Origin of the sequence: Olsenella phocaeensis (assembly GCF_048189965.1) — a bacterium.
GTDB classification, from domain to species: Bacteria; Actinomycetota; Coriobacteriia; order Coriobacteriales; family Atopobiaceae; genus Olsenella_I; species Olsenella_I phocaeensis.
Genome location: NZ_DBEZHV010000010.1, coordinates 23,602 through 48,122, shown reverse-complemented (window position 1 = coordinate 48,122; position 24,521 = coordinate 23,602). Strand labels below are relative to the sequence as shown.

19 protein-coding genes are annotated in these 24,521 nt (G+C 66.1%); 14 read left to right on the top strand and 5 right to left on the bottom strand.

Annotation, left to right across the window (positions count from 1 at the left end; all coding sequences use genetic code 11):
• The 6 genes from ACMPH2_RS04935 to ACMPH2_RS04910 form a co-directional block, all read left to right on the top strand.
• A partial coding sequence (locus ACMPH2_RS04935; protein ID WP_417118769.1) for an LPXTG cell wall anchor domain-containing protein occupies positions 1-214 on the top strand: 214 nt, incomplete at its 5' end.
• Positions 215-421: 207 nt separating this feature from the next.
• Positions 422-2,995: a leucine--tRNA ligase gene (gene leuS / locus ACMPH2_RS04930; protein WP_417118768.1), complete on the top strand. Its 2,574-nt coding sequence runs from the start codon at positions 422-424 to the stop codon at positions 2,993-2,995.
• A 113-nt stretch (positions 2,996-3,108) separates the two neighbouring features.
• The gene (locus tag ACMPH2_RS04925; RefSeq protein ID WP_417118767.1) at positions 3,109-4,257 is read left to right on the top strand and encodes an acyltransferase family protein; all 1,149 of its coding nucleotides are present in this window, start codon (positions 3,109-3,111) and stop codon (positions 4,255-4,257) included.
• A 406-nt stretch (positions 4,258-4,663) separates the two neighbouring features.
• The gene (locus ACMPH2_RS04920) at positions 4,664-4,912 is read left to right on the top strand and encodes an acyl carrier protein (protein ID WP_303131263.1); all 249 of its coding nucleotides are present in this window, start codon (positions 4,664-4,666) and stop codon (positions 4,910-4,912) included.
• A gap of 62 nt (positions 4,913-4,974) precedes the next feature.
• Entirely contained in the window at positions 4,975-6,921 is a 1,947-nt protein-coding gene (locus ACMPH2_RS04915) for a CocE/NonD family hydrolase (RefSeq protein ID WP_417118766.1), read from the top strand.
• Positions 6,922-7,006: 85 nt separating this feature from the next.
• A complete protein-coding gene (locus ACMPH2_RS04910; RefSeq protein ID WP_417118765.1) occupies positions 7,007-7,873 on the top strand; it encodes an MBL fold metallo-hydrolase in 867 nt (288 codons plus the stop codon).
• A 440-nt stretch (positions 7,874-8,313) separates the two neighbouring features.
• Here ACMPH2_RS04910 and ACMPH2_RS04905 read toward each other — a convergent pair whose 3' ends face one another.
• The 3 genes from ACMPH2_RS04905 to ACMPH2_RS04895 are packed head-to-tail and all read right to left on the bottom strand — an operon-like array spanning position 8,314 to position 11,758.
• On the bottom strand, positions 8,314-9,570 hold the full coding sequence (locus tag ACMPH2_RS04905) for an MFS transporter (RefSeq protein ID WP_417118764.1): 1,257 nt from the start codon (positions 9,568-9,570) through the stop codon (positions 8,314-8,316).
• 11 nt (positions 9,571-9,581) lie between these two features.
• Positions 9,582-10,706, bottom strand: coding sequence for a butyrate kinase (gene buk / locus ACMPH2_RS04900; RefSeq protein ID WP_417118763.1), 1,125 nt, complete (start codon positions 10,704-10,706; stop codon positions 9,582-9,584).
• A 53-nt stretch (positions 10,707-10,759) separates the two neighbouring features.
• On the bottom strand, positions 10,760-11,758 hold the full coding sequence (locus ACMPH2_RS04895; RefSeq protein WP_417118762.1) for a phosphate acyltransferase: 999 nt from the start codon (positions 11,756-11,758) through the stop codon (positions 10,760-10,762).
• A 143-nt stretch (positions 11,759-11,901) separates the two neighbouring features.
• Between ACMPH2_RS04895 and ACMPH2_RS04890 the strand changes: the two genes are divergently transcribed.
• The 3 genes from ACMPH2_RS04890 (at position 11,902) to ACMPH2_RS04880 (ending at position 15,467) form a co-directional block, all read left to right on the top strand.
• The gene (locus ACMPH2_RS04890) at positions 11,902-13,494 is read left to right on the top strand and encodes a helix-turn-helix domain-containing protein (RefSeq protein WP_417118761.1); all 1,593 of its coding nucleotides are present in this window, start codon (positions 11,902-11,904) and stop codon (positions 13,492-13,494) included.
• 176 nt (positions 13,495-13,670) lie between these two features.
• Positions 13,671-14,735, top strand: a complete 1,065-nt coding sequence (locus ACMPH2_RS04885; RefSeq protein WP_417118760.1) for a flavodoxin family protein — start codon at positions 13,671-13,673, stop codon at positions 14,733-14,735.
• A 210-nt stretch (positions 14,736-14,945) separates the two neighbouring features.
• Positions 14,946-15,467, top strand: a complete 522-nt coding sequence (locus ACMPH2_RS04880; RefSeq protein WP_417118759.1) for a hypothetical protein — start codon at positions 14,946-14,948, stop codon at positions 15,465-15,467.
• A 143-nt stretch (positions 15,468-15,610) separates the two neighbouring features.
• Here ACMPH2_RS04880 and ACMPH2_RS04875 read toward each other — a convergent pair whose 3' ends face one another.
• The gene (locus ACMPH2_RS04875) at positions 15,611-16,537 is read right to left on the bottom strand and encodes a LysR family transcriptional regulator (RefSeq protein WP_062530238.1); all 927 of its coding nucleotides are present in this window, start codon (positions 16,535-16,537) and stop codon (positions 15,611-15,613) included.
• A gap of 133 nt (positions 16,538-16,670) precedes the next feature.
• Between ACMPH2_RS04875 and ACMPH2_RS04870 the strand changes: the two genes are divergently transcribed.
• The 3 genes from ACMPH2_RS04870 (at position 16,671) to ACMPH2_RS04860 (ending at position 20,588) form a co-directional block, all read left to right on the top strand.
• Positions 16,671-17,234, top strand: coding sequence for a DUF1097 family protein (locus tag ACMPH2_RS04870; protein ID WP_417118758.1), 564 nt, complete (start codon positions 16,671-16,673; stop codon positions 17,232-17,234).
• Between the two features lie 45 nt (positions 17,235-17,279).
• A complete protein-coding gene (locus tag ACMPH2_RS04865; protein WP_417118757.1) occupies positions 17,280-19,418 on the top strand; it encodes an oxidoreductase in 2,139 nt (712 codons plus the stop codon).
• Between the two features lie 195 nt (positions 19,419-19,613).
• Positions 19,614-20,588 (top strand): flavodoxin family protein, encoded by a 975-nt coding sequence (locus ACMPH2_RS04860; protein WP_417118756.1) that lies wholly within the window; start codon positions 19,614-19,616, stop codon positions 20,586-20,588.
• A gap of 307 nt (positions 20,589-20,895) precedes the next feature.
• Here ACMPH2_RS04860 and ACMPH2_RS04855 read toward each other — a convergent pair whose 3' ends face one another.
• Positions 20,896-22,500: a PucR family transcriptional regulator gene (locus ACMPH2_RS04855; RefSeq protein ID WP_417118755.1), complete on the bottom strand. Its 1,605-nt coding sequence runs from the start codon at positions 22,498-22,500 to the stop codon at positions 20,896-20,898.
• 181 nt (positions 22,501-22,681) lie between these two features.
• On the opposite strand from ACMPH2_RS04855, the gene ACMPH2_RS04850 reads away from it, so the two are divergent.
• The gene (locus ACMPH2_RS04850; RefSeq protein ID WP_062530246.1) at positions 22,682-23,974 is read left to right on the top strand and encodes a thiolase family protein; all 1,293 of its coding nucleotides are present in this window, start codon (positions 22,682-22,684) and stop codon (positions 23,972-23,974) included.
• A gap of 36 nt (positions 23,975-24,010) precedes the next feature.
• Positions 24,011-24,478 carry a Zn-ribbon domain-containing OB-fold protein gene (locus ACMPH2_RS04845; RefSeq protein ID WP_417118754.1) on the top strand — a complete coding sequence of 156 codons (468 nt, stop codon included), beginning with the start codon at positions 24,011-24,013 and terminating at the stop codon, positions 24,476-24,478.
• The last annotated feature ends 43 nt before the right edge of the window (positions 24,479-24,521 follow it).

Genomic DNA, 24,521 nt, shown 5'->3' with positions numbered 1-24,521 from the left:
CCCCAACCCCAACCCGACGCCGGACCCGGCTCCGCAGCCCGGACCGGTGCCCGCGCTCCCAGGGCATGTGGGGCACGTGGTCCGCAAGGTCCTCTCCAGGCTCCCCAAGACCGGGGACGACCTCTCTCCCGTCGCGTACGTGGCGGTCACAGGCCTTGCCGCCGTCTCGCTGCTCGTCGCGTTCCGCCTCCGTCGCAGGGACGACAAGGCCTAGGCGCCCCGTCAGGCCTCCTTACAAGGTGCCGAGTCCGAGGGGTCAGGCTGAGCCTGGCCCCTCTTCCTTGTCGGCTCGCCTGGCAGGCGCCACGGACGTGTGGCAGCGCAGTGACCGCACGTCCGCATCAGCGCCCTGCGCGAGACCACGACGCGTTTCTCGCTATACTCCCCCATGTATGTCTTTTTGTGCCAAGGAAAGGAACTCATGGCTGAGAACAGCGATGTCAGGCGCGAGACGGGCGACGTTCCCGCCTATGACGCCCAGAGGATAGAGACCAAGTGGCAGGCGCGCTGGGAGGAGGAGTCGCTCTACAAGACCGACGAGGACCCCTCCAAGCCCAAGAGGTACGTGCTCGAGATGTTCCCGTACCCCTCGGGCGACCTGCACATGGGCCACGCGCGCAACTACACCATCGGTGACGCCATGGCGCGCCAGGCCCGCATGCGCGGCTTCGATGTGCTGCACCCCATGGGCTTCGACGCCTTCGGCCTGCCCGCCGAGAACGCCGCCATCAAGCACAACACCCAGGCGAGCGAGTGGACCCACCAGAACATCGCCCAGGCAGTCAAGACCATGAAGCGCATGGGCTTTTCGTATGACTACGACCGCATGTTCAACACCTGCGACCCCGAGTACTACCGCTGGGGCCAGTGGATGTTCATCAAGATGTGGGAGAAGGGCCTGGCGTACCGCGCCACCTCGCCCGTCAACTGGTGTCCCCACTGCAAGACCGTGCTCGCCAACGAGCAGGTCGTGGACGGTCGCTGCTGGAGGTGCGGCTCGATTCCCGAGAAGCGCGAGCTCTCACAGTGGTACCTCAAGATCACCGACTACGCCCAGGAGCTCCTGGACGACCTCGACAAGCTGGAGGGCTGGCCCGAGAACGTCAAGGCCCAGCAGCGCAACTGGATCGGCCGCTCCGAGGGAGCCGAGATCGACTTCGTCCTGGCGGCCGAGGACGGCGTGACCCCCACCGACCGCAAGGTCACCGTCTTCACCACCCGCGCCGACACCCTCTTCGGCGTGAGCTTCTTCCTGCTGCCCCCGGAGTCGCCGCTGGCGGCCGAGCTCGTCGCCGGCAGCGAGCACGAGGCCGAGTTCCTGGAGCTCAAGGCCGCGACCGAGAAGGTCTCGAGCGTTGACCGTCAGGGCTCCGGCAGGGAGAAGCACGGCGTCTTCACCGGGCGCTACGTCATCAACCCCATCAACGGCCGCCCCGCGCCCATCTGGGTCGCCGACTACGTCCTCATGGACTATGGCACCGGCGCCGTCATGGGCGTCCCCTGCGGCGACCAGCGCGACTTCGACTTCGCCAAGAAGTACGGCCTCGAGATAGCCCCGATCATCTGCAAGAAGGACGACCCACTCTACGAGGAGCTCAAGGACGAGCGCGAGCTGCGCGTGCGCAGCGTGGACTGGGAGCACGCCATGGACGCCGAGGGCTACCTGGTGCAGTCCGGCGAGTTCACCGGCCTCAAGGGCGGCAAGCACTCCGAGGCCGTCGACGCCATCATCAAGTGGCTGGGCGAGAGGGGCGTGGGCCGCGAGAAGGTCCAGTTCCGCCTGCGCGACTGGCTCATCAGCCGTCAGCGCTACTGGGGCAACCCCATCCCCATGATCCACTGTGACGACTGCGGCGACGTTCCCGTGCCCGAGGAGGACCTGCCCGTCCTCCTGCCCGACAACCTCGACCTCGGTGCCGGCGAGACCTTGGCCGAGTACGCCCCCTTCTACGAGACGACCTGCCCGCGCTGCGGCAGGCCCGCCCGTCGCATCACCGACACGATGGACACCTTCACCTGCTCGAGCTGGTACTACCTGCGCTACTGCGACCCGCACAACGACCAGGCCCCCTTCTCGAAGGGGTCCGTTGACCGCTGGATGCCCGTCGACAACTACGTGGGCGGCATCGAGCACGCCATCCTGCACCTGCTCTACTCGCGCTTCTGGACCAAGGTCCTGCGCGACCTGGGCATGATAGACGTGGACGAGCCCTTCACCAACCTGCTCTGTCAGGGCATGGTCAAGGACGCCAACGGCGAGACCATGAGCAAGTCCAAGGGCAACGTCGTGCCGCCCTCCAGCGTGATCGAGCCCTACGGCGCCGACACCATGCGCCTGGCCATCCTCTTCGTGGCTCCCCCCGAGAAGGACTTCGACTGGGACGAGGAGGCCGTCGCCGGCGCGAACCGCTTCATCAAGCGCGCCTGGCGCGTGGTGTGGGGCCTCTCCCAGACCGCGGACGCTAGGGCAGGGCTCGACCTTGCGACGACCGACGCCGCCTCGAGGGAGCTCAACCGCTGCCTCAACGAGATGGGCCTGCGCTGCACCGCCGACTTCGACCGCGGGCAGTTCAACACCGCGATATCGGCCTGCATGGAGCTGGTCAACGCGGCGAGCAAGTACCTGAACGAGACCGAGCCCGCCGGCCGCGACGCGGCGGTCTGCTACCGCACGGCGCATGCCATCGTGACCATGCTGGCCCCCATCTGCCCGCACTGGGCGGAGGAGCTCTTCCACGAGGCGCTGGGCAGGGAGGGCTCCGTCTACGACGAGCCCTGGCCCGAGTTCGACCCCGAGCAGGCAAAGAGCGACAGCGTCGAGATCGCAGTGCAGGTCAAGGGCAAGATTCGTGCCCGCATCATGGTTCCTGCGTCTGCCGGCAAGGACGAGCTGGAGGCCGCGGCGCGCGAGGCGGTCGCAGACCAGATCGCGGGCAAGGACGTGAGGAAGGTCGTCGTCGTCCCCGGCAAGCTCGTGAACATCGTCGCGATCTAGTCGCGCGGCATCGGAAAGGCATGCGAAGTCGTCTGGGCGGGGCTCCGGTCTCGCCCAGACCCGTAAGCGTGGCAGCCCGCCGGAAAGCCACCAGAAGCCACCAAGGAGCTGACATGGAGGGGGAGACGACCGCCAGGAGCGACGCCGCGGGCACCAAGCTGCCCTGGGTAGACGTCGCTAAGGGGCTGGGCATCCTCCTCGTCGCCCTGGGCCACCTCACCAACGGCGACGGCCAGAGCGTCTGGCTGCCGGCCCTGGACGAGCTCCACTACGCGCTCTACCTCTTCCACATGCCGCTCTTCTTCTTCCTGGGAGGGGTGGTCCTGCGCCCCAGGGGGCGTGACTTCGGCAGCTTCGCCCGGCGCCGCGCCCGGGGTCTTCTCGTCCCGTACTACGTCTTCTCGCTCTACTACCTCCTCAAGCCCGTTGCCCTCGCCCTGGCGCCCTCCCTCGGGGAGTCGCTCGCCGTCGAGGGCACCCAGGACCTCGCGACGTCGGCGTTCGACGTCCTGGTCATGGGAGAGGGACTCTGGTTCCTCTGGGCGTACTTCTGGGGTCAGCTCCTCGCCTTCCTGGTGCTCCGCGCCCTCGCCGGTCCGGACGACGAGGGGGCGGGCGAGAGGGGCCACGTCCTCGCCTGTGCCCTCGTCGGGGTCCTGCTCGTCCTCGCGTCCCAGCTCTGGTGGACCGTGGGTCCGGAGGTCAAGCTGCCCCTCTGCCTCCTCAGGGGCATGGAGGCGGGCGGCTACATCCTCCTGGGAGTGGCGCTCAGGGAGGCGCTGGCCCGCGTGCCGCGCTGGGCCCTCGTTCCGCTTGCGCTGGCCCTTGCGGTCGCGCTGGGCCTCGTCGCCCACCGCGTCATGCCCGATCTCTACGTGACCCAGGAGTACGTGGCGCTCTTCCCGGACGGGGAGAGCCCCGCTCTCTCCCTGGCCGTCCTGCAGGCGGCGCTCATGCTGCTCCTGGCGCTGGCGGGGACCCTTGCCGTGGCGTTCCTCTCGCTTGCCTTGGGAGAGTGCGGCCCCCTGCGGGAGCTGGGCCGCAGGAGTCTCGTGCTCTATGCGCTCTCGGCCCCGTCGATGAACCTCTGCAAGCTGCTGCTCTTCTCGCTTGCCGGCGTCGACCTCCACGACGCGCCGTTCGCAGCGCAGCTCGGTGTGGGTGCCCTCCTCGCCCTGGCCTCCGTCCTCGTCCTCGTGCCCGTCGAGCGCCTCATCCGACGGCGCCTGCCCTTCCTCCTGGGACGACGCCGCGAGCGGTAGCCGCCGCACTTCTCACCTGCGGGCGGCGCGGGCCTCGGCGCCCCCCAAGTCGCCCGCCCGCTGCGCACTCTGGAAATGGTTTGCGCGCCATTCTCCGCTGACCTGGCATTTTGCTGAGAGACGTGCAAATCAGATCTGAACTGCGCGCCCCGGGCAGGCCCACACCGCACCGCCCCCGCCTCCGCCTCCCGACGACCGGCTCCCACCCCACCCCTCCTCGCGGCGTCGCATGCCCTGGCTCTGCACTCAAGCACAAATTGCCACCTTGCCTGCGCCCGTCCATTTGAGTCGGTCCACATTGCCGACCCCACGACGCGCGCGGATACTGAGCCTCGAACCAGAAGGCAGGCCCGCGGACGCTCGCGGGCGGGGGCGTGGACGCGTCCCCTCGACGAAGGGAGCAGCAATGGACGAGGATCGCCAGGAGGTCTGGGACGCGCTCACCACCCGTGCCGGCCAGCTCTTTGGCAAGGACCCCTCCGAGTTCACCGAGGACACCAGGTTCGAGGACCTTGGCATCAAGTCCGTGCAGGTGTCGCAGATCACCACATACATCGAGGACGAGCTCGACATCGAGGTGCCCTACATGAAGTTCCGCCGCTGCGCGACCTTTGGCGAGGCCACGGATTTCGTGTGCGAGCTGCTTGACGAGTAGCGCCAGCCGTTTTCCGTGCCGCGCGGCACGGACATTTCGTTCACGTTGAGAAAGAAGTGCCGATGCTTGACTACAAGATTCCCGAGCACTGGAAGGCCGTGTCCGACAAGAAGGTCTCCGACCTCGTACAGGGCAGCGGTGAGGAGTACTCGGACGAGTGGCCCGTCTACTTTGACACGGACCGCGAGCGCTACCTCTACCTGAAGCCCGAGACCTTCAAGGGCGTCGAGATGATGACCGCCTACCTCGTGGCCCGCCAGCCCAACGACAACCAGGCCGAGGTCGACCTCTCCGCCTCCGACGACCCCATGGCGCGCATGGGCCAGGGCTTCTGCCCGCCCTTCAACCAGCGCGTCTACCAGGTCGCCCCAGGCGTCATCTGCATGCAGGACCAGGAAGTCGTCATGCGCGACGGCTGCAGGATCTATGCGGACATCTTCCGCCCCGGTGACCTGGACGAGGCTGGCAACGTGATCGAGGGAGCCAAGGTCCCGGCCATCGTGTCGTGGTCCTGGTTCGGTAAGCGCCCCGGCGACGGCATGAGTGAGTGGCAGATCATGGGCGTGCCTCCCATGACCGTCTCTAAGACCGCCAAGTTCGAGTCGCCCGACCCCCTCTACTGGTGCTACCAGGGCTATGCCGTGGCCAACGTCGACGTGCGCGGCGCCGGACACTCCGAGGGCTCGGTGCACATGTTCACCCACCAGGACCGCGAGGACGGCTACGACTTCGTTGAGTGGCTCGGCATCCAGCCCTGGTGCAACGGCAACGTCGGCATGTCCGGCAACTCCGGCGTGGCCATGCACCAGTGGGGCATCGCAGCCGAGTGCCCCCCGCACCTCAAGTGCATCGCCCCCTGGGAGTGCACCACCGACCTCTACCGTGAGTCCTTCTACGAGGGCGGCGTGCCCGCGCTCTCGTTCAACAAGTTCATCGCCGCTCAGGTGACGGGTCCCAACGGCGTTGACGACCAGGTGTCCATGGCGCAGATGTACCCCACCATGAACGAGTACTGGGAGGACAAGCGCGCCGACTTCAAGAAGATCAAGATTCCCGTCTACCAGACCGCCGGCTGGTCCCACTTCCACCTGCCTGGGTCCGTCAACGCCTGGCGTCGCTGCCGCTCCCACCTCAAGTGGCTCCGCGCCCACCGCGACTTCGAGTGGCCCGACACCTATGATCCCGACAACCTCGAGGACCTCAGGCGCTTCTACGACCGCTACCTGAAGGGCATCCACAACGGCTGGGAGATGACCCCGCGCGTGCGCCTGGACATCATGGACGCCTATGACGTGGACTACCAGGAGAAGCGCCCCGAGAAGGCCTGGCCCATCAAGCGCACCGAGTACAGGAACCTCTACCTCGACGCCAGCGCGCATGTTGACTCCGCCGACGTGAGCCAGGACGGCGGCAGCAAGGAGACCTTCGCCGCCGGCTTCGACAAGCCCGAGGCGGAGGCCGTGGCCAAGTACGACGCCAACAGGGGCGAGCTCGACTTCGACTACGTCCTGCCCGAGGACATCGAGGTCACCGGCTACATGGACCTCCACCTGTTCGTGTCCTGCGAGGGCCATGACGACATGGACCTCTTCGTCAACGTGCAGAAGGCTGCCACCGACGGCACGTGGGTGCCCTGGACGACGCTCGACGAGCCGCACCCCGGCGCCTGGGGCAAGTGCCGCGTCTCCCGTGCCATCGTGGACACCAAGCCCTCCAAGAAGCACAACCCCGTGTACACGATGAGGGACGAGCCGGCCAAGCTTGCCGAGGGCGAGGTCCGCGAGGTCGAGATCGCCATCGTCCCCACCGCCCGCGTCTATCACAAGGGCGAGCGCTTCCGCATCCAGGTCTCTGGCCGCTACATCCGCGAGGGCTGGTTTGAGCCCCTGGCCTGGGACCGGGAGAACCATGGCACGCACTGCGTCCACACCGGCGGCCGGTATGCCTCCTACATGGAGCTCCCGGTCGTCCCCCCGAGGTACCAGGCGGGCGAGTACATCCACCGCTAGGTCCGGATGGATGTTGTCACAGGTAGTCTGAGCGTGGGGTGTCCGGGCTTCGGCCGGGCACCCCTCCCGCACAAAAGGAGGAAGCATGCTGCAGAGGGCGGAGTGGAAGGTGGCGCAGGTCAGGTCCTGCGTGTGGAGGCTCACCGACGTGGGAGGCAACCGCGCGTTCTTGGTGGTGGGCGACGATGCCGCGCTCCTCGTGGACGCCGGCGAGGGGCTGGGCGACCTCAGGGCGACCGTCGAGGGCATCTCGACGCTTCCGCTCACCGTCGTCCTGACACACCATCACCACGACCACGTGGGTTGCGCCTACCAGTTTCCGGAGGCTTGGATCTCAGAGGCCGACGATGGCCGTTGGGACCAGGAGAAGGCCTTCCACCTGCGCGTTCGCGAACAGCTCGTCGAGAAGCTCGACCTCTCCGAGGACTCCTGCTTCCCCGTGCTCTCTGGCAAGCGTCCGGCAACGAGGCGCCTCGTGGAGGGACAGGCCTTCGACCTGGGCGGCGTCACGGTGAGGGCGGTCGCGCTCCCGGGACACACCAGGGGAAGCATGGGCTTTCTCGTGGGGCAGGAACGGCTGTTCCTCTCGGGCGACGCCGTCACGCCGGTCATGACCCTCTTCTACGAGGACTCCACCTCCATCGACGAGTGGGAGGAGACCTTGCGCAAGATGCAGGACATGGAGGGCTACGACAGGTGGGTGAGCGCTCACTACGACAGGGAGTACTCCAAGGCAGACCTCTCCTCCTGGCTGGACGTCGCCGAGTTCTCCAAGACCGACCGAGGCTTCCGCTGGGAGAACGACTCCCTCGGCGAGCTCCGAGGCCAGCTCCACGTGATGAGCCCCATGGACATGGACCCCAGCTCGCCCGACTTCCGTGGCCTCATCGAGAAGCCCAAGCCTCGCAAGCCTCGGGGCGAGCGCCGACACCGACACGGATCTGCCGGATAGGGAGGGCGCTCGAGGGCGTCGCTAGCGAGGATTCCAAACGCGTTGTCGGAGCGAACCGAGAATGCGTCGACAACGTCCATCGCGCGTGAGCCAATTCCGACGGCGTCCATCGCGCGCGAGAGAGCGCCGACAGCGCCCATCGCGCGCGACTTCCGCCCGGCAACGTCCTACGCGTGCGAAAATGCGCCGACAACGTCCAACGCGTTTTTCTCCTCTCTGCTAACTGCGCAAACGCGGAGGCGAGAGACGCGTTGGACGCTTTCGAGAGAATTTGACACGCATTGAGCGCTTTCGTCGAAGAGCGGCGCGCGTTGGGCGCTCTCGCATAAGCGCGGCGCGCGTTTGACGCCGTCGAAAGTGGAGACCTGACACATCGGACGCTTTCGAGAGAAATTGGCGCGCAGGCGGCGGAGCGGCAGGCCAGCCTTCGCTACCGATTCCTAGGCCACGCTCCGATGTGCCAGGGCGAAGTTGGCAAGTGCGAGACAGGCCGCCATGCACGCGATCCCAAGGGCGAACATGAGGGGGAAGCCGCCGGCGGAGTCTACCACGAGGCCCCAGAACACGGCGGCCACGGCGCTCATGAGCGACCCGACCATGGAGACGCGGGAGTAGATGTTGGTGTAGTCCCTGGACCCGAAGACGGTACGGACCAAGAGTGGCGTTTCGACCGTGGTCATGGCATACACCACGCCAAAGAGGAAGGAGCCCACGAGCAGGAGGGCGAGGGCGCCCGGGAAGAGCCACATCACGAGCACGCCCAGGACGCCGGACAGGATGCCAAACGCGGTGCCGAGCCTGGCTGACCTGTCGTTGATGACGCCCAGGAGGACCTTGCCAATTGCCTGGCCAGCCATCGCGGCCGAGGCAACCACGCCCGAGGCGGCCGCCACGTCCCCCCCGATCGAGGAGGCGTAACTGGGAAGGAACTGGTAGATGGTCTGGTTCAGCGTGATGACACCACAGAAGGCGAGCAGCGCCACGAAGGCTGGGGTCCTCATGGCGTCGGTGGCCATGGCACCCCTCGACTCGGTGACGGTGGGCTCGCCCCCTGCTGCGGCCTCGCCCTCTGCGCCATAGGGGAGGAGCCCCATGTCCTCAGGCCTGCTGCGCACCACGAGGAGCGTGAAAGGGAGCGTACCCACGAGGGTTATGGCGGCGAAGACGAGGTATGCCGTGCGCCAGCCCTCGGCATCGGAGTTGATGAGGGCCGTTCCAAGCGGGTTGAAGATCACCCCGCCGATGCCCGTGAACGCCATACAAAGGCCCACGAAGAAGCCGACCCTCCGCACGCACCAGGCGTTGACGAGGGCGGGCACGGCAAGGTAGATGAGGGGCGCCACGCCCACGCCGAGCACCGCGCCGCAGGGATAGAACTGCCACAGCTCCCGGCACATGGACATGCCGACGAGGCCGAGCCCGCAGAGCACGACGCTCGCCGACAGCACGACGCGGGCGTCGGATTTGGCCAGGACCCTGCCGGCAACGGGCAGGGTGAGCATCATGGCGACGTTCAGGATCGAGAAGTACAGGGTGAACGCCGACCTTGCCACGCTGAAGTAGGCCGAGACGGGCGTGAAGAAGATGCCTGCGCAGGAAAGCACGAGCGCACAGGGCAGGCAGGTGATGACGATGCACGAGAGAACGATCAGATGGGCGTAGTGGAAGGCGCCCCTCGTGGATATCTCCTTGGACATGCTCCTCCTCGCTAGGCTTCGACGTCGGCGGGGGCGGCCTCGAACGAGAAGCCCGCCCAGCTCGGCCGTCCGGTGTAGGTCATGACGGCCTCGCTGCCCTCGAGCGCGCGGACGGCTCCGGCGGCGGCACCCTCCATCTCGAAGTCGCCGGCATATACGGCCACGGGTGCGATCCAGCCCACGCGCTCCTTGACGTAGCTGGTGAAGGCCTCGTCGTGCGAGACGCCGCCGGTGAGCACGATGCCGTCGACCCTGCCCTCCAGGGCGACGGAGAACGCCCCGATGGCCTTCGCCGTCTGGTAGGCCATGGCCTCGAAGACCAGCTTCGCCCAGGCGTCGCCCGCCTCGATGCGACGGTCGATCTCGAGGGCGTCATCGGTGCCCAAAAGGCCCTTCAGGCCGCCCGCCTTGCCGATCACGGCGTCGATCTCGCGCCTGTCGTGGCTACCAGAGAAGGCGAGGGCCACCACGGGCTTGGCGGGAACGTCGCCGGAGCGGTTCGGCGCGAAGGGGCCCGAGCCCTCGATCACGTCGTTGGTGTCGATCATGCGGCCCTTCCGGTGCGCCGCCACTGAGAGTCCGCCTCCCACGTGGGCCACGATGACGTTGACCTCCTCGTAGCGCCTGCCCAGCGAGGCGGCAAAGCGGATGGCGCACTCCTTCTGGTTGAGGCAGTGCACGTGGCTCTTGCGGTAGATGCCGGGGTAGCCGGTGATCCTGGCGACGTCCTCGAGCTCGTCGGTGTCGGGCTGGTTCACGGCGAAGGCGGGCTTGCCGGTCCTGCGTGCGAAGTCGAAGAGGATGGGCGCGCCCAGGATGGCGGGGTGGTTCATGCCGCACGAGAGCACGTGGTCGCACACGTTCTGGTCGATGGCGAAGATGCCTCCCACGGTGGGGCCCATGCCCCCGCAGTAGCCCGAGAAGGCATCGATGGAGTCGAGCTGGATGCCCGCCTTCGCAAGCTCCGCCAGCACGGTGTCGATGCGGTACTGGAGCTGGTCCGCGGCGGCGTCGAAGCCTTGGAGCTCGACGGGGTCGTGGCGGACGTTTGACTTCATGAGCGTCTGCTCGCCCTCGAAGACGGCGACCTTGGTGGAGGTCGATCCGGGCGAGAGGGTCAGGATGCGGTAGGGCACGATGCTTCCTTTCTCGTGATGGGCGTGGCGCCGCTTCCCGACGCCACGCGGGCCTAATCGGACGAGAGGACCAACATGGCGATGTCGCCGACCATCTCCTCGACCGTGGCCCCACGGGAGCTGTCGGCGACGGGGCGCCTGAAGCCGGAGAGGTTGTGGCCGAAGCCCTTGCCATGGGCGAAGAGCTGGATCAGCTTGACGGCGGTGTTGGCGGTGTTGAGGTCGGGGAAGACGAGCACGTTTGCCCTGCCGGCCACCTCGGACTCGCGGCTGACCTTCTTCGCGGCGGTGGCAGGCACGATGGCGGCGTCGAGTTGGAACTCGCCGTCCGCCTTGAGCTCCGGCCTGCGCTCGTGGACGAGCCTCAGGGCCTCGCGGACCCTCTCGACGCTGGGGCTCTCGCCCGACCCGTCGGTGGAGTAGCTGACGAAGGCGCAGCGGGGCTCCCAGCCCATGAGGGAGGACGTGGAGTCGCAGGCGGCTATGGCGATGGAGGCCAGCTCCTCTGCGCTGGGCTCGGGGTTGAGGCCACAGTCGGCCAGGGCCATCACGTCCCCCTCGGGCCCCTCGAAGCCGGGGGTCTGGGTCAGCGCGACGATGGAGGGGACGTCGACGCCGTCCTGCAGGCCGATGATCATCTGAGCGGCCATGAGCACGTCGCCGGTGGTGTTGGTGTGGCCGCAGAAGGTGCAGTCCACGTCCCCGAGCTCCTCCATCATCATGGCGTAGTAGATCGGCCTCTTTATCTTGCGACGTGCCCCCTTGGCAGAGACCAGCCGCTCCCTCCCGGCGTCCATGTACCTCTTGGCCAGGGCTTCGGCTGCCTCGGCGTCCGAGCTGTCCACGATTCGCATGCCGTCCAGCGAGACGCCCGCCTCGGCGGCGCAGGACTCGATCACGTCGCGGGGGCTCACGAGGTACGGGGTGCCGATGCCCTCGTCGGCCACGCGGCGTGCCGCCCTGAGGGTGTTCGTGCTCTCGCACTCGGGCAGCGCGACGCGCCTTGGCGCCCGCTTCGCCTTCCCGACGAGCTCGTCGATCAGATTCTGCATGTGCTTGCCTCCTGCATGAGGTCGGATTGCCATCCTTGCAGATACTAGGTCCTGCCCCCCCGGAAGCACATGGAACGGAACCCCATTCGCGCAGGCAGCTGGTCTATCATATTTGTGCATGAGCACAAGCCACGGGAGGCACTGTGAGACTTCGAACCGTGCTAAACGAGCTGCCTCTCACGGGCTACCAGGTCCAGGACCCCTCTCTGCTCGGCTGGGACGTCGTCGTGTCACCCGCCGACTACGAGGGCAGGGGAATGGAGGGGGTCGTCGTCCTCGCCACGCCGGAGCAGGTGGAGCGGCTGGGCTCGCCCCGCGAGGGGGAGGGACTGGTCCTCGAGTACCTGCGCGGCGCCGCCTCCGAACTCCCCTTGCGCCCGCCAACGGGCGTGGTCGCGGCGAGCGGCGACGTCGCGCCCTCGGAGTTCCGTGACGCCTTCCTCAGGCTGGTGAGCAGGAGCGGCGTCCTCGCCGTGAGCCGCGAGCGCCTCTTCAAGGCCTTCCTGAGCTCGTATGACATCCAGCAGTTCGCGGATCACGCGAGCGGGGTCCTGCGCAACCCCGTGCTCATATCCAACACCGACCACAAGGTGCTTGCGTCCGCGGGCGACCTGCCCCAGGGCGTCCGCGAGCTCCGGGACGTCATAACCAGCGGCTACGTGACGGACGAGGTCGCCTCGCTCATGGAGGCGGACGGCCTCATCCGCCAGGCACGGGCCACCCGCGTCCCCGTCGTGTCCGAGAAGGGTACCACCGGGGTCCGCAACGTGAGCTCCATCATCTACTACCACCACCTCGAGCTGGGGCGCCTGGACGTCTTCGAGGTGCGCCCGCTCACGGGGCTCGACCTGGAGCTCGTGGACTATGCGGGCGCCCTCGCCGGCATCATGATCGACCGCCTGGGCGTGGCGGGGGAGCGGGTGGGCATGGGTTCCACGGTCCTCGCCGACCTCCTCGACGGCAAGCTCTCGAGCGTGGACGCCATGCGCGCCCTGGTCACGCTGCTCGGCGGCGCGGACGGCGCCCGCTACGACCTGGTGAGCGTCGTAGGCGAGGAAGGGGCCGACCGGGACTACTACCTCAAGGCGGGCCAGGTCATGCAGGCCTGCCTCGAGGACGTCATCTGGACCGTGCGAGACGGATCCGTGGTGCTCCTGCTCACCCTGGAAAAGGACGAGAGGCCCGGCTTCGACGCCTACGACCAGTTCGAGAACCTCGTGCTCAAGAACAGGGGGTTCTGCGACTTCCTCGAGCGCAACGGCATGGACGCCTACGTCTGCGAGCCCTTCGAGGACTTCTCGCTCGCCGGGGCGTCGCTCAGGCAGTGCACCGGCCTGCGGCAGGCGCTTGAGGGCCGCTCCGCCCAGGGCCCCCGCGTCCACTTCTTCTGGCACGAGCGCTTCGCCGTGATGGGCTGGAGCGCCAAGCGGGACGGCAAGCTCGCCGCGCTCCTCGACAAACGCGTGGTGGCCATGGCCGCGTACGACCGCAGGCGTCACACCTCGTACCTCCAGACGGCGGTGATGAGCGTCCGCTACCCTGGCGAGCCCGTGGTGGCAGCCGAGGCCCTGAGCGTGCACCGCAACACCTACTTCTACAGGGTGAACAAGATCAGGGAGCTCTTCTACCTCGACCTTAAGGACGGGGACGACCGGCTCGCGGTGGCCTTCACGGCGCGCCTGCTAGAGATGAGCGAGGCCGACGGTCTTACGCTGGAGGGTCGAAATTCGGCATAAGCTGCCGTTTGCTCGACGAACGGCAGAGCGGTCTCGCGTCACTCTCTGATTCACAAATTAAGCACGATTCTTGCGTCTCGCTTTTGAACCGAAGCACAATGCCGCGCGCACTGCCGTGGCATACGGTTTCTCCCAAGGTCAGTACATGTGCTCACAGACCCAAGGAGAGGGTGCGAATGGCTAAGGTACTCGGCATCTCGTTCGGCACGAAGAACGGCAACAACGACTCCATCTGCAAGGAGGCCCTGATGGGCGCCCAGGAGGCGGGCGCCCAGATCGAGTTCATCCGCGCGCAGGACCTTGACATCAGGCACTGCACGGGCTGCATCACCTGCATCAAGATGCTCATGGGTGGCCGCGGCAACATGTGCATCCACAAGGACGACTTCGACTGGCTGGCGCACGAGATGTTCACCGCTGACGCGATCGTCATGGTCGACCCGATCTTCGAGACGGGCGCGTCGGGCCTCTTCCACACCATCATGGACCGCTTCGGGCCCCGCATGGACACCGGCAACAACTTCCTGGGCAAGATGAGCGCCGAGAGGAACATCGCCGAGGGCAAGAAGGGCGTCGTCCCGCCCTCGTTCGTCTTCCACACCGACATCCCCGTCGCCTACATCGGCATCGGCGGCTCCGACTGGGGCACCCACATCCAGTCGGACCACGCCATCCAGTCCATGACCCCGGCCTGGAAGGTCTGCTACAACGAGTGGATCCCCTGGTCCAAGACGGCCCTCATGAAGGATGACGTCGTGAGCCGCGCCCACCAGATCGGCGTCCAGATGGCCGAGTTCGCGGCCGACCCCAAGAGCGCCAAGTACATGGGCGAGAAGGGCGTCTGCCCGCACTGCAACTGCAACGACTTCTACCTGTATCCCGACGAGAACCGCGCCGTCTGCGCCGTCTGCGGACTGCAGGGCAAGGTCGTCCTCGCCGACGGCAAGGTCACCGTCGAGTACGCCGAGCATGACCTCAAGGACGAGAACGGCAACACCGTCCTCGACAAGGACGGCGAGCCCGCGTTCCCCGGCATGTACGACGACCAGGGCCGCGAGCGCGCCCACGACACCATGCAGGGCAAGCAGATCCACGGCGAGGACATCGGCAAGAACGAGGGCATCCTCATGGAGCTGCAGAAGGGTGATGCCTACAAGCAGCGCGTCGCCCGCTACAAGGCCTTCGTCGAGGCAACCATGCCCGAGGAGCACGGTCTCAAGTTCCAGGAGTTCGCGGAGTAGCCCAACTCCAAGCCAAGCTTCTGCGGGGGTGCCTCGAGCCCCATCGAGAGGCACCCACGCCATCGTGACTTGTCGCTTGGCCCATAAGAATCGAAAAAGTGCTCGGGATTCTTGTATGTCTACACCAATCCTCCACGTGCCACCCCCTGATACGCTATGGGACGCCGTCTTACCAGCAACTTTGATCCCAAGACAAAAGGAAGGTCAGCCATGCCAGAGATGAAGCAGTCCAAGTTCTTCCTGCTCGCGGACACCCTGATCAACAACGTCCCCATGGCGCTCGCCGTGTCGGCGATGTGCCAGGGTATCGCCATCCTGCAGGGGCAGGTCCCCCAGTGGAACTGGGGCATCTACGGCATCAACGCCCTCGTCGCCTATCTCATCGCGTGCGTCATCGGACTCGCCATCCAGCCGCCCAAGCGTGCGTTCAAGCTTGCCGCCAAGCATGGCGCCCCGGGCTCCAAGGAGTTCGGCACGTGGATGGGCATCCATGTCAACACCTGGTACACCACCATCCTGGTCATTTGCATGACCCTCCTCAACACCGAGGTCCTGCCTCCCGTCAAGGCGTCCTTCATCGGGGTCATCATGGGCATCCTCGTCAACTACATCCCCGTGTGGGTCCTCTGCTTCGTCATCTCCCTGCTCCTCATGAAGCCGATCGAGAAGCTCGCGCACAAGCTCGTGGGTGACGAGGACGTCATCCCGAGCGGCGAGGGTTCCCAGGAGTAAGGGGCTGCCTCGGAGGCAGACTCGTGAGGTTTGATTGTTTGGGGGGCGGCCATCCTGGGTGGTCGCCCCCTTGCGTTGCGGGGCGTGTCGTAAGCGATCTGCAGATTCCCTTGTCGTTGCAGGCAGATTATCGCGCGGCCTCCCTAGGCCCTGCCCTCCGGCAGGGAGGGTCCCTGCTCGTCCACGTCCAGGAAGGTGTCCAGGAACACGTCGAGCAGCTCGTTCTTGTGCGAGGGGAGCCACGCTGCGACGACGGGCATTTTGCGCTCCATCCCCGCAAGCGGCAGCGCCACCACCTTTCCCTCTGCCGGCAGGGTGTCAGTGAGGTAGCCGGGCAGAAGCGCAAATCCCAAGCCCGCCGCCACGCAGAGCACCGAGGTCTCCACGTCCTCGGAGGAAAGGGAAACCTGAGGGTCCAGCCCGGCCTCCCTGAGCGTCTGGGATATCGTGTCCCTCTCCCCGTAGCCGCCCTTGCCCTTGTCGATGTCGACGAGCGGATAGCCCCTGAGCTCCGAAAGCTCGATCATGGCGCGGTGCGCGAGGGGATGGGAGAGGGGCACCACCGCCTTGAGGGGCCAGCTGCGCAGGCCCTGCCACTGGATGTCCTCCATGTGCTCGGAGCTATAGAAGAGGTTGATGGCGACATCTATGTCCTCCCTGCGCAGGGCATCATAAAGTTCTGCCACGTTCTTGCGCAGGAAGCTCAGCTGCACCTTGGGATGGCTCTCGTGGAAGGAATAGAGCATGTCGGCTAAGTTCGTGCGTTCGTATCCCTTGATGTAGCCGATGGCAAGGGAGCCGGAGATGCCCTCCTCGCTGCGGCGCGCCCGCTCCACGGCCTGCCTGGTCCTTGCGAGTATGGCCTGAGAATCTTCGAGAAACGACCGGCCCGCTGGTGTGAGCGTCACGTGGTGGTTGTCCCGTTCAAGGAGCCTGCAGCCCAGCTCGCGCTCGAGTGTCCTGAGCTGCTGGGAGAGTGCCGACTGGGAGACGAAGAGGCGCCTTGCGGCGCGGGTGAAGGAGAGCTCCTCCGCGACGGCGACGAAGTACTCCAGCTGTCTGCTCTGCATGCTCCCGCACTCCCTCCTTATGATAAGCATCTCTTATTATATATGCACATCTATAGCTTAATTTGTCCATCTACCTTCATCTACGATAAGAAAAAGTTAATTCATGACGGTGGTTCTTTGGATGGGAGACAAGATGTCAGAACGTACCAAAATCAAGCTCGTGTCAGAAATCGTTGGGGCAATCGTGCTCACCCTGCTCATGCAGCTCATGGGCGTCATGGGATATGGGCAGTACACCTGGATGTGCTTCCTGCCCCTGCTGATGTTCTTCGCCTTTGGGGTGGACTTCAAGAAGATTCCCGAGATGCTTCTGTGCTACGCGATCGGCGAGCTATGGTGTGTGGTGAACAGCCTGGTCACGGGGCTCTTTACCATGTGGTTTGGTGCCGACAACCTCATTCTTTCCAGCATCGTTCCCACCATCATCGTCATCTTCTGCATCCTTCTCGTGCACGAGAACCTCTTCGAGGGAAGGGTCTTCTCGAACGTGCCCTGCATCTTCATGGGGATGTCCACCTCGTTCTTCACGCTGTTCATGCAGCAGCCCATCGGATACGTCCACCTCTTCTGCTTCTGGGCCTTTGGCATCCTGCTCGCCGTCTGCCTCGTGATGTGCGGCATGCTGGTATGTGGGGCCATCTTTGGCAAGGAGCGCGCGTCCAAGGCATTCATGCCCCTAGGCGCGGATGGGAAGTAAGCGTCTTTTGACCAGGTCAATCCAAGGAGAGGAGAGGGGAGCGCCATGCCGGAGCAGGAGAGGGGACACGCCCAGAGGGCGGCGCGCACAAGCAAGGTGGTGCGCAGCCTCGAGGAGGCGCGCGCCCAGGTGCAGGGTCGTCCCGGCGCTGCGAGGTACCCACACGTGTTCGACCCCATCGAGGTGCGGGGCAACGTGTACCGCAATCGTCTGATAGCCGCGCCCACCATGTTCTTCCACGCGGTCTACTTCATTCCCGAGATAGCCGAGAACATCTACCGCATGTGCGAGGACCGCGCCAGGGGCGGCTTCGGCTGCGTCTCAACGGGAGAGCTTCCGCTCAACTTCGAGGAGAGCCGCGGCGCCTTCATGGACCGCGCCATCGACGTGACGCACTTCTACGGCAGCGACTTCGAGGCCGCCAAGGAGTATGCCGAGCGCATCCACGCCGGCGGGGCCCTGGCGTACTTCGAGGTCTCCCACGAGGGTTTGGAGGCGGACGACGCGGCCGAGCCCGTGGGGCCTGACGACATGGTGCGCGAGGACGGGCGCCACGTCTTCGGCATGAGCAGGCAGGTGATGGAGAAGGTCTGTGCGGATTTCGAGCGCGTGGGTCGCTTCTCCACCGCCTGCGGCTTCGATGGCGTGCTCCTGCACGGTGGGCATGGCTTCCTGCTGCAGCAGTTCGTGAGCCCGGCCACCAACCATCGCACGGACGAGTTCGGTGGCTCCATAGAGAACCGCTCGCGCTTTCCCAAGATGGTCCTGCGCGCGCTTCGTGCCGGCATGGGCGAGGACAAGGTGCTCGAGCTGCGCATGAGCGCCGAGGACGGCGACGAGGGCGGCATGACGCTCGAGGACAGCTGCGGATTTGCCGAGCAGATAGACGGTCTCGTCGACATCTTCCACGTCTCGAACGGCATCAAGAAGCTGGGCAACGGCAGCGACACCTTCTCGGACATCTTCGACGTGCACGGGGTGAACCTCGAGCGTGCGGCGGCCATCAAGGGGCATCTCAGGCGCACGCTCGTCTCGGTGGTGGGCGGCTTCAACTCGGTCGCGCAGGCCGAGGAGGCCATAGCGTCGGGCAAGGCGGACTTCGTGGAGTATGCGCGCCAGTGCTTTGCGGATCCGGAGTTCATCGACAAGACCCTGGACGGACACGAAGACATGGTGCACCGCTGCGTGCGCTGCTTCCACTGCTACCCGGGCTTCTGCGAGCACCCCACGGACATCCCCCTGTGGTACCAGCTGCCTCCCGAGGAGTTCATGAAGGTCTACAGCCCGGCCGTCATGGGGGATTGCTCCATCAACCCCAACAGCGGCTTCGGCTACTACCCGGACCGTCTTCCCAAGCCAGAGGCCTCGCGTCGCGTGCTGGTGGTGGGCGGTGGAGTGGGCGGCATGCAGGCAGCCATCACCGCCGCGCGCCGTGGTCATGTGGTGACGCTGTGCGAGGGCGGGTCGCGCCTGGGTGGCGTGCTGCTCTTCTCGGAGCACGACCATGACAAGCGCGAGTGGTTCGACTTCATCGAGGTGCTCGAGCGCGAGCTCGAGGCCGAGGGCGTGGACGTGCGCTTGGGTACGACGGTGGACGAGGCCTTCCTTGCCGAGCTCGCTCCCGAGTACGTCATCCTTGCCGTGGGTGCCCACAATCGCGGCTGCAAGCTGCCGGGCTCCGAGCGTGCCATGGATGCCGCCGACTCCTACTACCACATGGGCGAGCTTGGGCACTCCATCGTCATCGCCGGCGGCGGGCTCACCGCATGCGAGACGGCGCTCAACCTGGCCGCCGCGGGGCATGAGGTGACGATGGTGGTGCGCAGGCCGCGCATCACGCCTGGCACCTTCGGCTACTATCGCAACGCCCTTCTCGACGAGATGGACAAGCGCGGCATCAGACAGCTGCTCTCCACGGTGCCTCTGGAGTTCACGGACGAGGGCCTCGTCTGCGCGAAGGCGACGGATGACCGGGGCACGCCTGGCGAGGAGCGCTTCCTCGTGAGGGCCGACAGCCTCATGTACTCCTTTGGCATGGATCCCAACGAGGAGCTGGTGGGCCGGCTGACGGCTGCGTCCGAGGCGCTGGGTGCCACGGTATTCAACGTGGGCAACTCCCGCCAGGCGAGCGTCGTGCGCGACGCCGTCCACCAGGGCGACCAGGTGGCCATGGCCATCGTGTAGGGGTCGATATCGCCCGTCCCTCATTGTGCACACGAACAAAGGTCCTCTCCCGAACGGAGGGGAGCTTTGTCGTTCCAGATGGTGCCCGGACCCTCCCCGCCACCTATCCTTGCTCCTAGAAGCAGGTTTTTGGGGCCCTCGGTTGCTGCCGCGGGCACAGGCTGCGGCAGGGGGCCGCAGGGGAGAGGAGCCGTCATGGCATACAAGGTTATGGGCGTTTGCGCTGGTCGCAAGAACGGCAACGGCGAGATCGCGGTCAAGGCCGCCCTCAAGGTCCTGCAGGAGAAGGGCGCCGAGGTCGAGATGATCAACCTCTTCGACTACGACATCCTGCCCTGCAGCGGCTGTGAGGGCTGCACCATGCAGATGGGCAACATCGCCATGGGCAAGCAGAAGGAGTACCACGGCTGCGTACTCAAGGACAAGGACGACGTCGACCAGCTCGTGACCGAGCTTCACACCTGCAACGGTGTGATCTTCGCGGTCCCCACCTACGACCTCGCCCCCAGCTCGGTCTACCTGCGCTTTGCCCAGCGCTTCCTCGCCTACGAGCTCTCGTTCCTCAAGGAGATCGGCGTGGTCAAGGACGACCCGCACACCGTCGCCGGGCTCATCTCCGTCGGTGGCTCCATGCACGACTGGCAGCCCCTGGCCCTCGAGGTGCTCCAGGCGTCCATGTTCACCATGTCCATCACGCCGGTCGACCGCCTCATGATCCAGCGCGTCGGCCGTCCCGGCAACGTCCTGACCACCCCCGAGCAGGTCGAGCGGGCCAAGCAGATGGGTGAGCACATCTGGGAGGCAATGAACACCCCGGTCGAGGAGCGCAGCTGGCTGGGCGACCCCAACGACGGTGTGTGCCCCAACTGCCACAGCTCCCTCGTGTATCCCGGCGACGCGCACTGGGACGGCGTCGAGTTCCCGTACGAGTGCGCCGTGTGCGGATGCGGCGGCACCCTGGGCACCAACCCCGAGACGGGCAAGCCCATGCTCGAGATCGACCCCGAGAACGGGCACATCCGCGACCGCTTCATTGATGCCTCCCGCGCCGAGCACCTCAACGAGATCGTCCAGACCCGCATCGGCTTCATGCAGCGCCAGGGCGAGATCAAGCCCCTGTACGACGAGTACAAGTCGATGGAGTTCCCCACGGTCGAGGTCAGCCGCTAGGCGATGCGAGCGGGAGGTCTGGTCACCTCTCGCTTTTTCTCTTGCGCTCTTGCCCTGCGGTCGCTCTCGCGTTCTTCTCCCTCGTTCTTGCTCCTTTGGACACTTTTCGGGGCGGGTTGGCCCCTTTCTGTCCACGGGGACAAGATTCGGCGTGCGGACTGCGAGCACGCGCGGGGTCGTGCGGCGGAGCGAGCTTGCAGCTCCCATCAATCAGCATGTGGCGCGGGCGCGCGGGGGGATGCCTCGCGCGCCCGCGCTCCCTACGGGAGGAGGCCGTCGTCCGCCTCGCCCGTGCCCTTCCTTTGCCCTACCTCGGTCGGCGCAGGTCGTCGCGCGCGATGCGGATGCGCGGGGTGTAGAGGCCGAGGTACAGCAGGATGCGATAGGAGAAGGCGAGCTGGTAGAGGTCCTCTCCGGAGCTCAGGTCGAAGCCGACGATCTCGCGGATGCGGCCAAGCCTATAGAGCAGGGTGTTCTTGTGCAGGCTCAGCATGCTGGCTGCCCTCGTGGTGTTGCTGGCGTTCTGCAGGTACTCGAAGAGCGTGTCCACGAGCTCCGTGCCGTGCGCATTGTCGTAGTCGAGGAGCGCGCGCAGCGCGGGATGGCAGAAGTGCAGGAGGTCGTGCTCGCGGCCCAGCTCCGCGAGCATCTGGACGTAGGCGTAGTCCTGGTAGCGGAAGATCCCATGGTCGTCGATCGCGTGCGACACGATGGTCCCGTAGGTGATGGCGTCGGCCGCCTGCTGGTAGTAGCTGCGTATGTCCACGAGGCTGCCGAAGGGGTTGCTGATGCCCACGAAGAGGCCGTTGGCCTCCGCAACCTTGCGAAGGACGCCCTCCGCGTAGTCGCCCACCTCCTCGCCGTCGTGCCGGTTGAGCGCCACGACGAACGACCCGTGGTAGAGGGCGTGGAGGCAGTGGACGAGGATGGGCATGAGCTGGTCGCGCACGTGCGAGGCAGCCTTGGGCGTGAGCGCGTCGGCCTTGGGGCGCAGCACGACCATGTACAGGGTGTCCCAGGGGTGGTAGTCGATGACCTCCTGCCTCCTCTCCACGACCGCCGGGCTGGGCTGCCGGTCGTCGAGGAGCTCGACGAGGAAGTACGACCACACCTGTCCCCTGTTGCTCTCGTAGACCGGGCTCTTCTGCAGCTCCTGCGAGACGAAGTGCGTCAGCCGCCCAAAGACCTCGCGGTCGAGCTCGGAGAAGGGGTGGTTGTGCGCGACCATGAAGACGTGGGCGAAGACGACGCCGTGCACCGTCACCGCGTCGGTCATGGTGTCGGCCTCGAGGTGGTCGTTGTGCGCGACGAGGGGGCCGCCCTGGCTGCTGAGCCGCTCGTCCACCCGCTCGCGGACGATGTACGCCACGCCGTCCTTGTGCACGGAGCGGTCGTCCATGTCCTGGCGCATGACCCGCCCGAACGCGGTGGAGTCGTCCAGCTCCCCCAGATGCCAGGCGACGTAGCGGTAGGAGGTGTCCACCACGAAGATGGGGTTGCCCAGGGCGAGAGACGCCTCCTCAACCAGGTATTGGAGGCCCTTGTTCGAGAAGTGGGCGGTCAGGAGCCTCCGCACGGCGTTCGTGAGCTCCTGGTCCTCCAGGAAGAACGCCTGGATCGCGTTGAAGCAGGCGTAGGGGTCGGCAGTGGAGGAGAGCGCGACCACGTTCATGTTGTTCGCCCGCCCAAAGGACTCCGGCACGTCCTCCCCGAACACGACGAGGTTGGCGAAGCCGTCGTCCGGGACGGCGGGGAGCTGGGTCGGGTCGCCAAAGTAGAGGACGTCCGGTCTCAGGGCGACCTTGCCGAAGGTCAGGAAGCTGATGGTGTACACCTCGTGCCACGGATCGGCATAGTGTTCCCAGGCGACGGATCCCTGGGGGAGTCGTGTGACCAGCTCGTCAAGTCTCATGCAGCCTCCTGGCCGTGCCATCCCGTTCCACGGGCCGACTGGGACGTCAGTTATCGCTCTGCTTTATGTGAGGATACACAATGACTTGATTTCCTCCGCATGCAAAACTCGATGCTGCAATGGGCGGTGAGGTCGTGGCGCCGGACGGCGCGCGACATGCGAGGAAGGCGAGGTCCGGTTCATGAACAACGTGAAGCTAGGCGGGCAGGCACGGAGCGTCTCCATCGTGGGAGTGGGCTGCACCCCCTTCACCAACTTCGAGGACCACCCCCAGACCAAGGGCATGAGCGAGGGCGACGCCTTCGGCTACGCCGCCCTCGAGGCCATCCGGGACGCGGGTCTCGAGCCCCGTGACATCCAGTACTTCTACCATGGCGCGGCGAACCCCTTCATGATCGGCGACTCGCTCACACCCAACATGCAGGTGGCCGACTGGTTCGGCGTGCGTGGCATCGGCTCGGTGCACCACTCGGAGGCCTGCTGCACCGGCTACGTGGCACTGCAGGAGGCCGTGCAGGCCGTTGCCTCGGGCAGCTACGACGTCGTGCTCTCGGGCGCGGTCGACCTGGCCGCGTCGCTGCCCGTGGTGGACGCCCCGGGCTGCTTCCGTCGCGACTTCCCGCTCTCCGAGATGCTGCCCTCCATCCCCAAGGTCTACGACCGCGCCTACGGGCGTCCCTTCGACTCGGCCTTCGGCATCTCGTTCGACAACTGGATCAACCGCTACCGCTGGGAGTTCGACCTCACGGACGAGCAGGTCGACGATGCCCTCAACGGCCTCGCCAAGTCCCTGCGCCGCGGCGCCAAGGAGAACCCCCTGGGCTTCTACGACGAGGACTTCGACGACGTCGCCAGGAAGGCGGGGCTCTCGGGCGCGGACGAGTTCCTCAAGAGCTTCGGTAACCCCAAGGTCACCCAGTACCTGCGCGTGACGGGCTTCGAGACCAAGTGCGACGGCGCCGCCGCGGTCGTGGTCATGCCCACCGAGCTTGCCGTGGCGCGCGGCCTCGACCACAAGGTCGTCGAGGTCCTGGGCACGGGTGCCGCCGCCTTCGAGGGCTCCACGCCCGACAACGAGTACAACGGCACCAAGGAGGGCACGCGCCAGGTCTATGAGTACACCGGCGTGACCCCCGACGAGATCGACCTGCTCATGGTCAACGACTTCTTCCTCTGTGGCGACATCGTCTCGGCCGAGGAGGTCGGCTACGTCCCCCGTGGCGAGGCCTGGCGCTACGCCGTCGACGGCCGCTTCGCCTTCGACGGGGACAAGCCCATCAACCCCCACGGCGGCCGCTGCAACTTCGGCCATGCCCACGGTGCCTCCGGCATCGCGGACATCTACGAGGCCGTGAGGCAGATGCGCGGCGAGGCCGGCGCCACCCAGATGGCCAAGGTCCCCCAGACCACCTTCCTGCGCGGCTTCGGCGGCGGCCAGAACATCCGCTGCCAGATCCTGCGCACCGTCGACTAGCGGGCTTCCGCCAACACCAGAGAGGGGAGTACAGAGATGCTTCTAGAGGACATGGAGCCCATCGTCCAGAGGTTCTACGACGGAGTCGCCGAGGGCAAGCTGCTGGTCCGCAGGTGCGCCGAGTGCGGGGCCATCGAGTTCCCGCCGCACCTGGGCTGCAACGCCTGCGGCTACCACCAGACGGAATGGGTCGAGCTCAGCGGCCACGGCACCCTCGAGTCCTTCGTGGTGCCCGGCATCCAGAACGACAAGCCCTACCTCAAGGCGATCGCGCCCTACGGCTACGGCAAGGTTCGCCTCGACGAGGGCGCCGAGTACAGCTTCGTCGTCTTCTGTGGCAAGAAGAAGGTCGTGAAGGGCCTGCAGGAGCGCCTGTACAAGGACCAGGAGAAGATCGGCGTCCACTTCAAGCCTATCAGGCGCGAGGTGCCGCTCAAGCAGAGCTCCGACGAGCTCGTCGAGTGGTGGCAGCCCTGCTTCGAGCTCGACGAGGTCGAAGCCTAGGCGACTGCGCGCGCCAACGGAGGGCGGGGACTTCTCGCCCAAG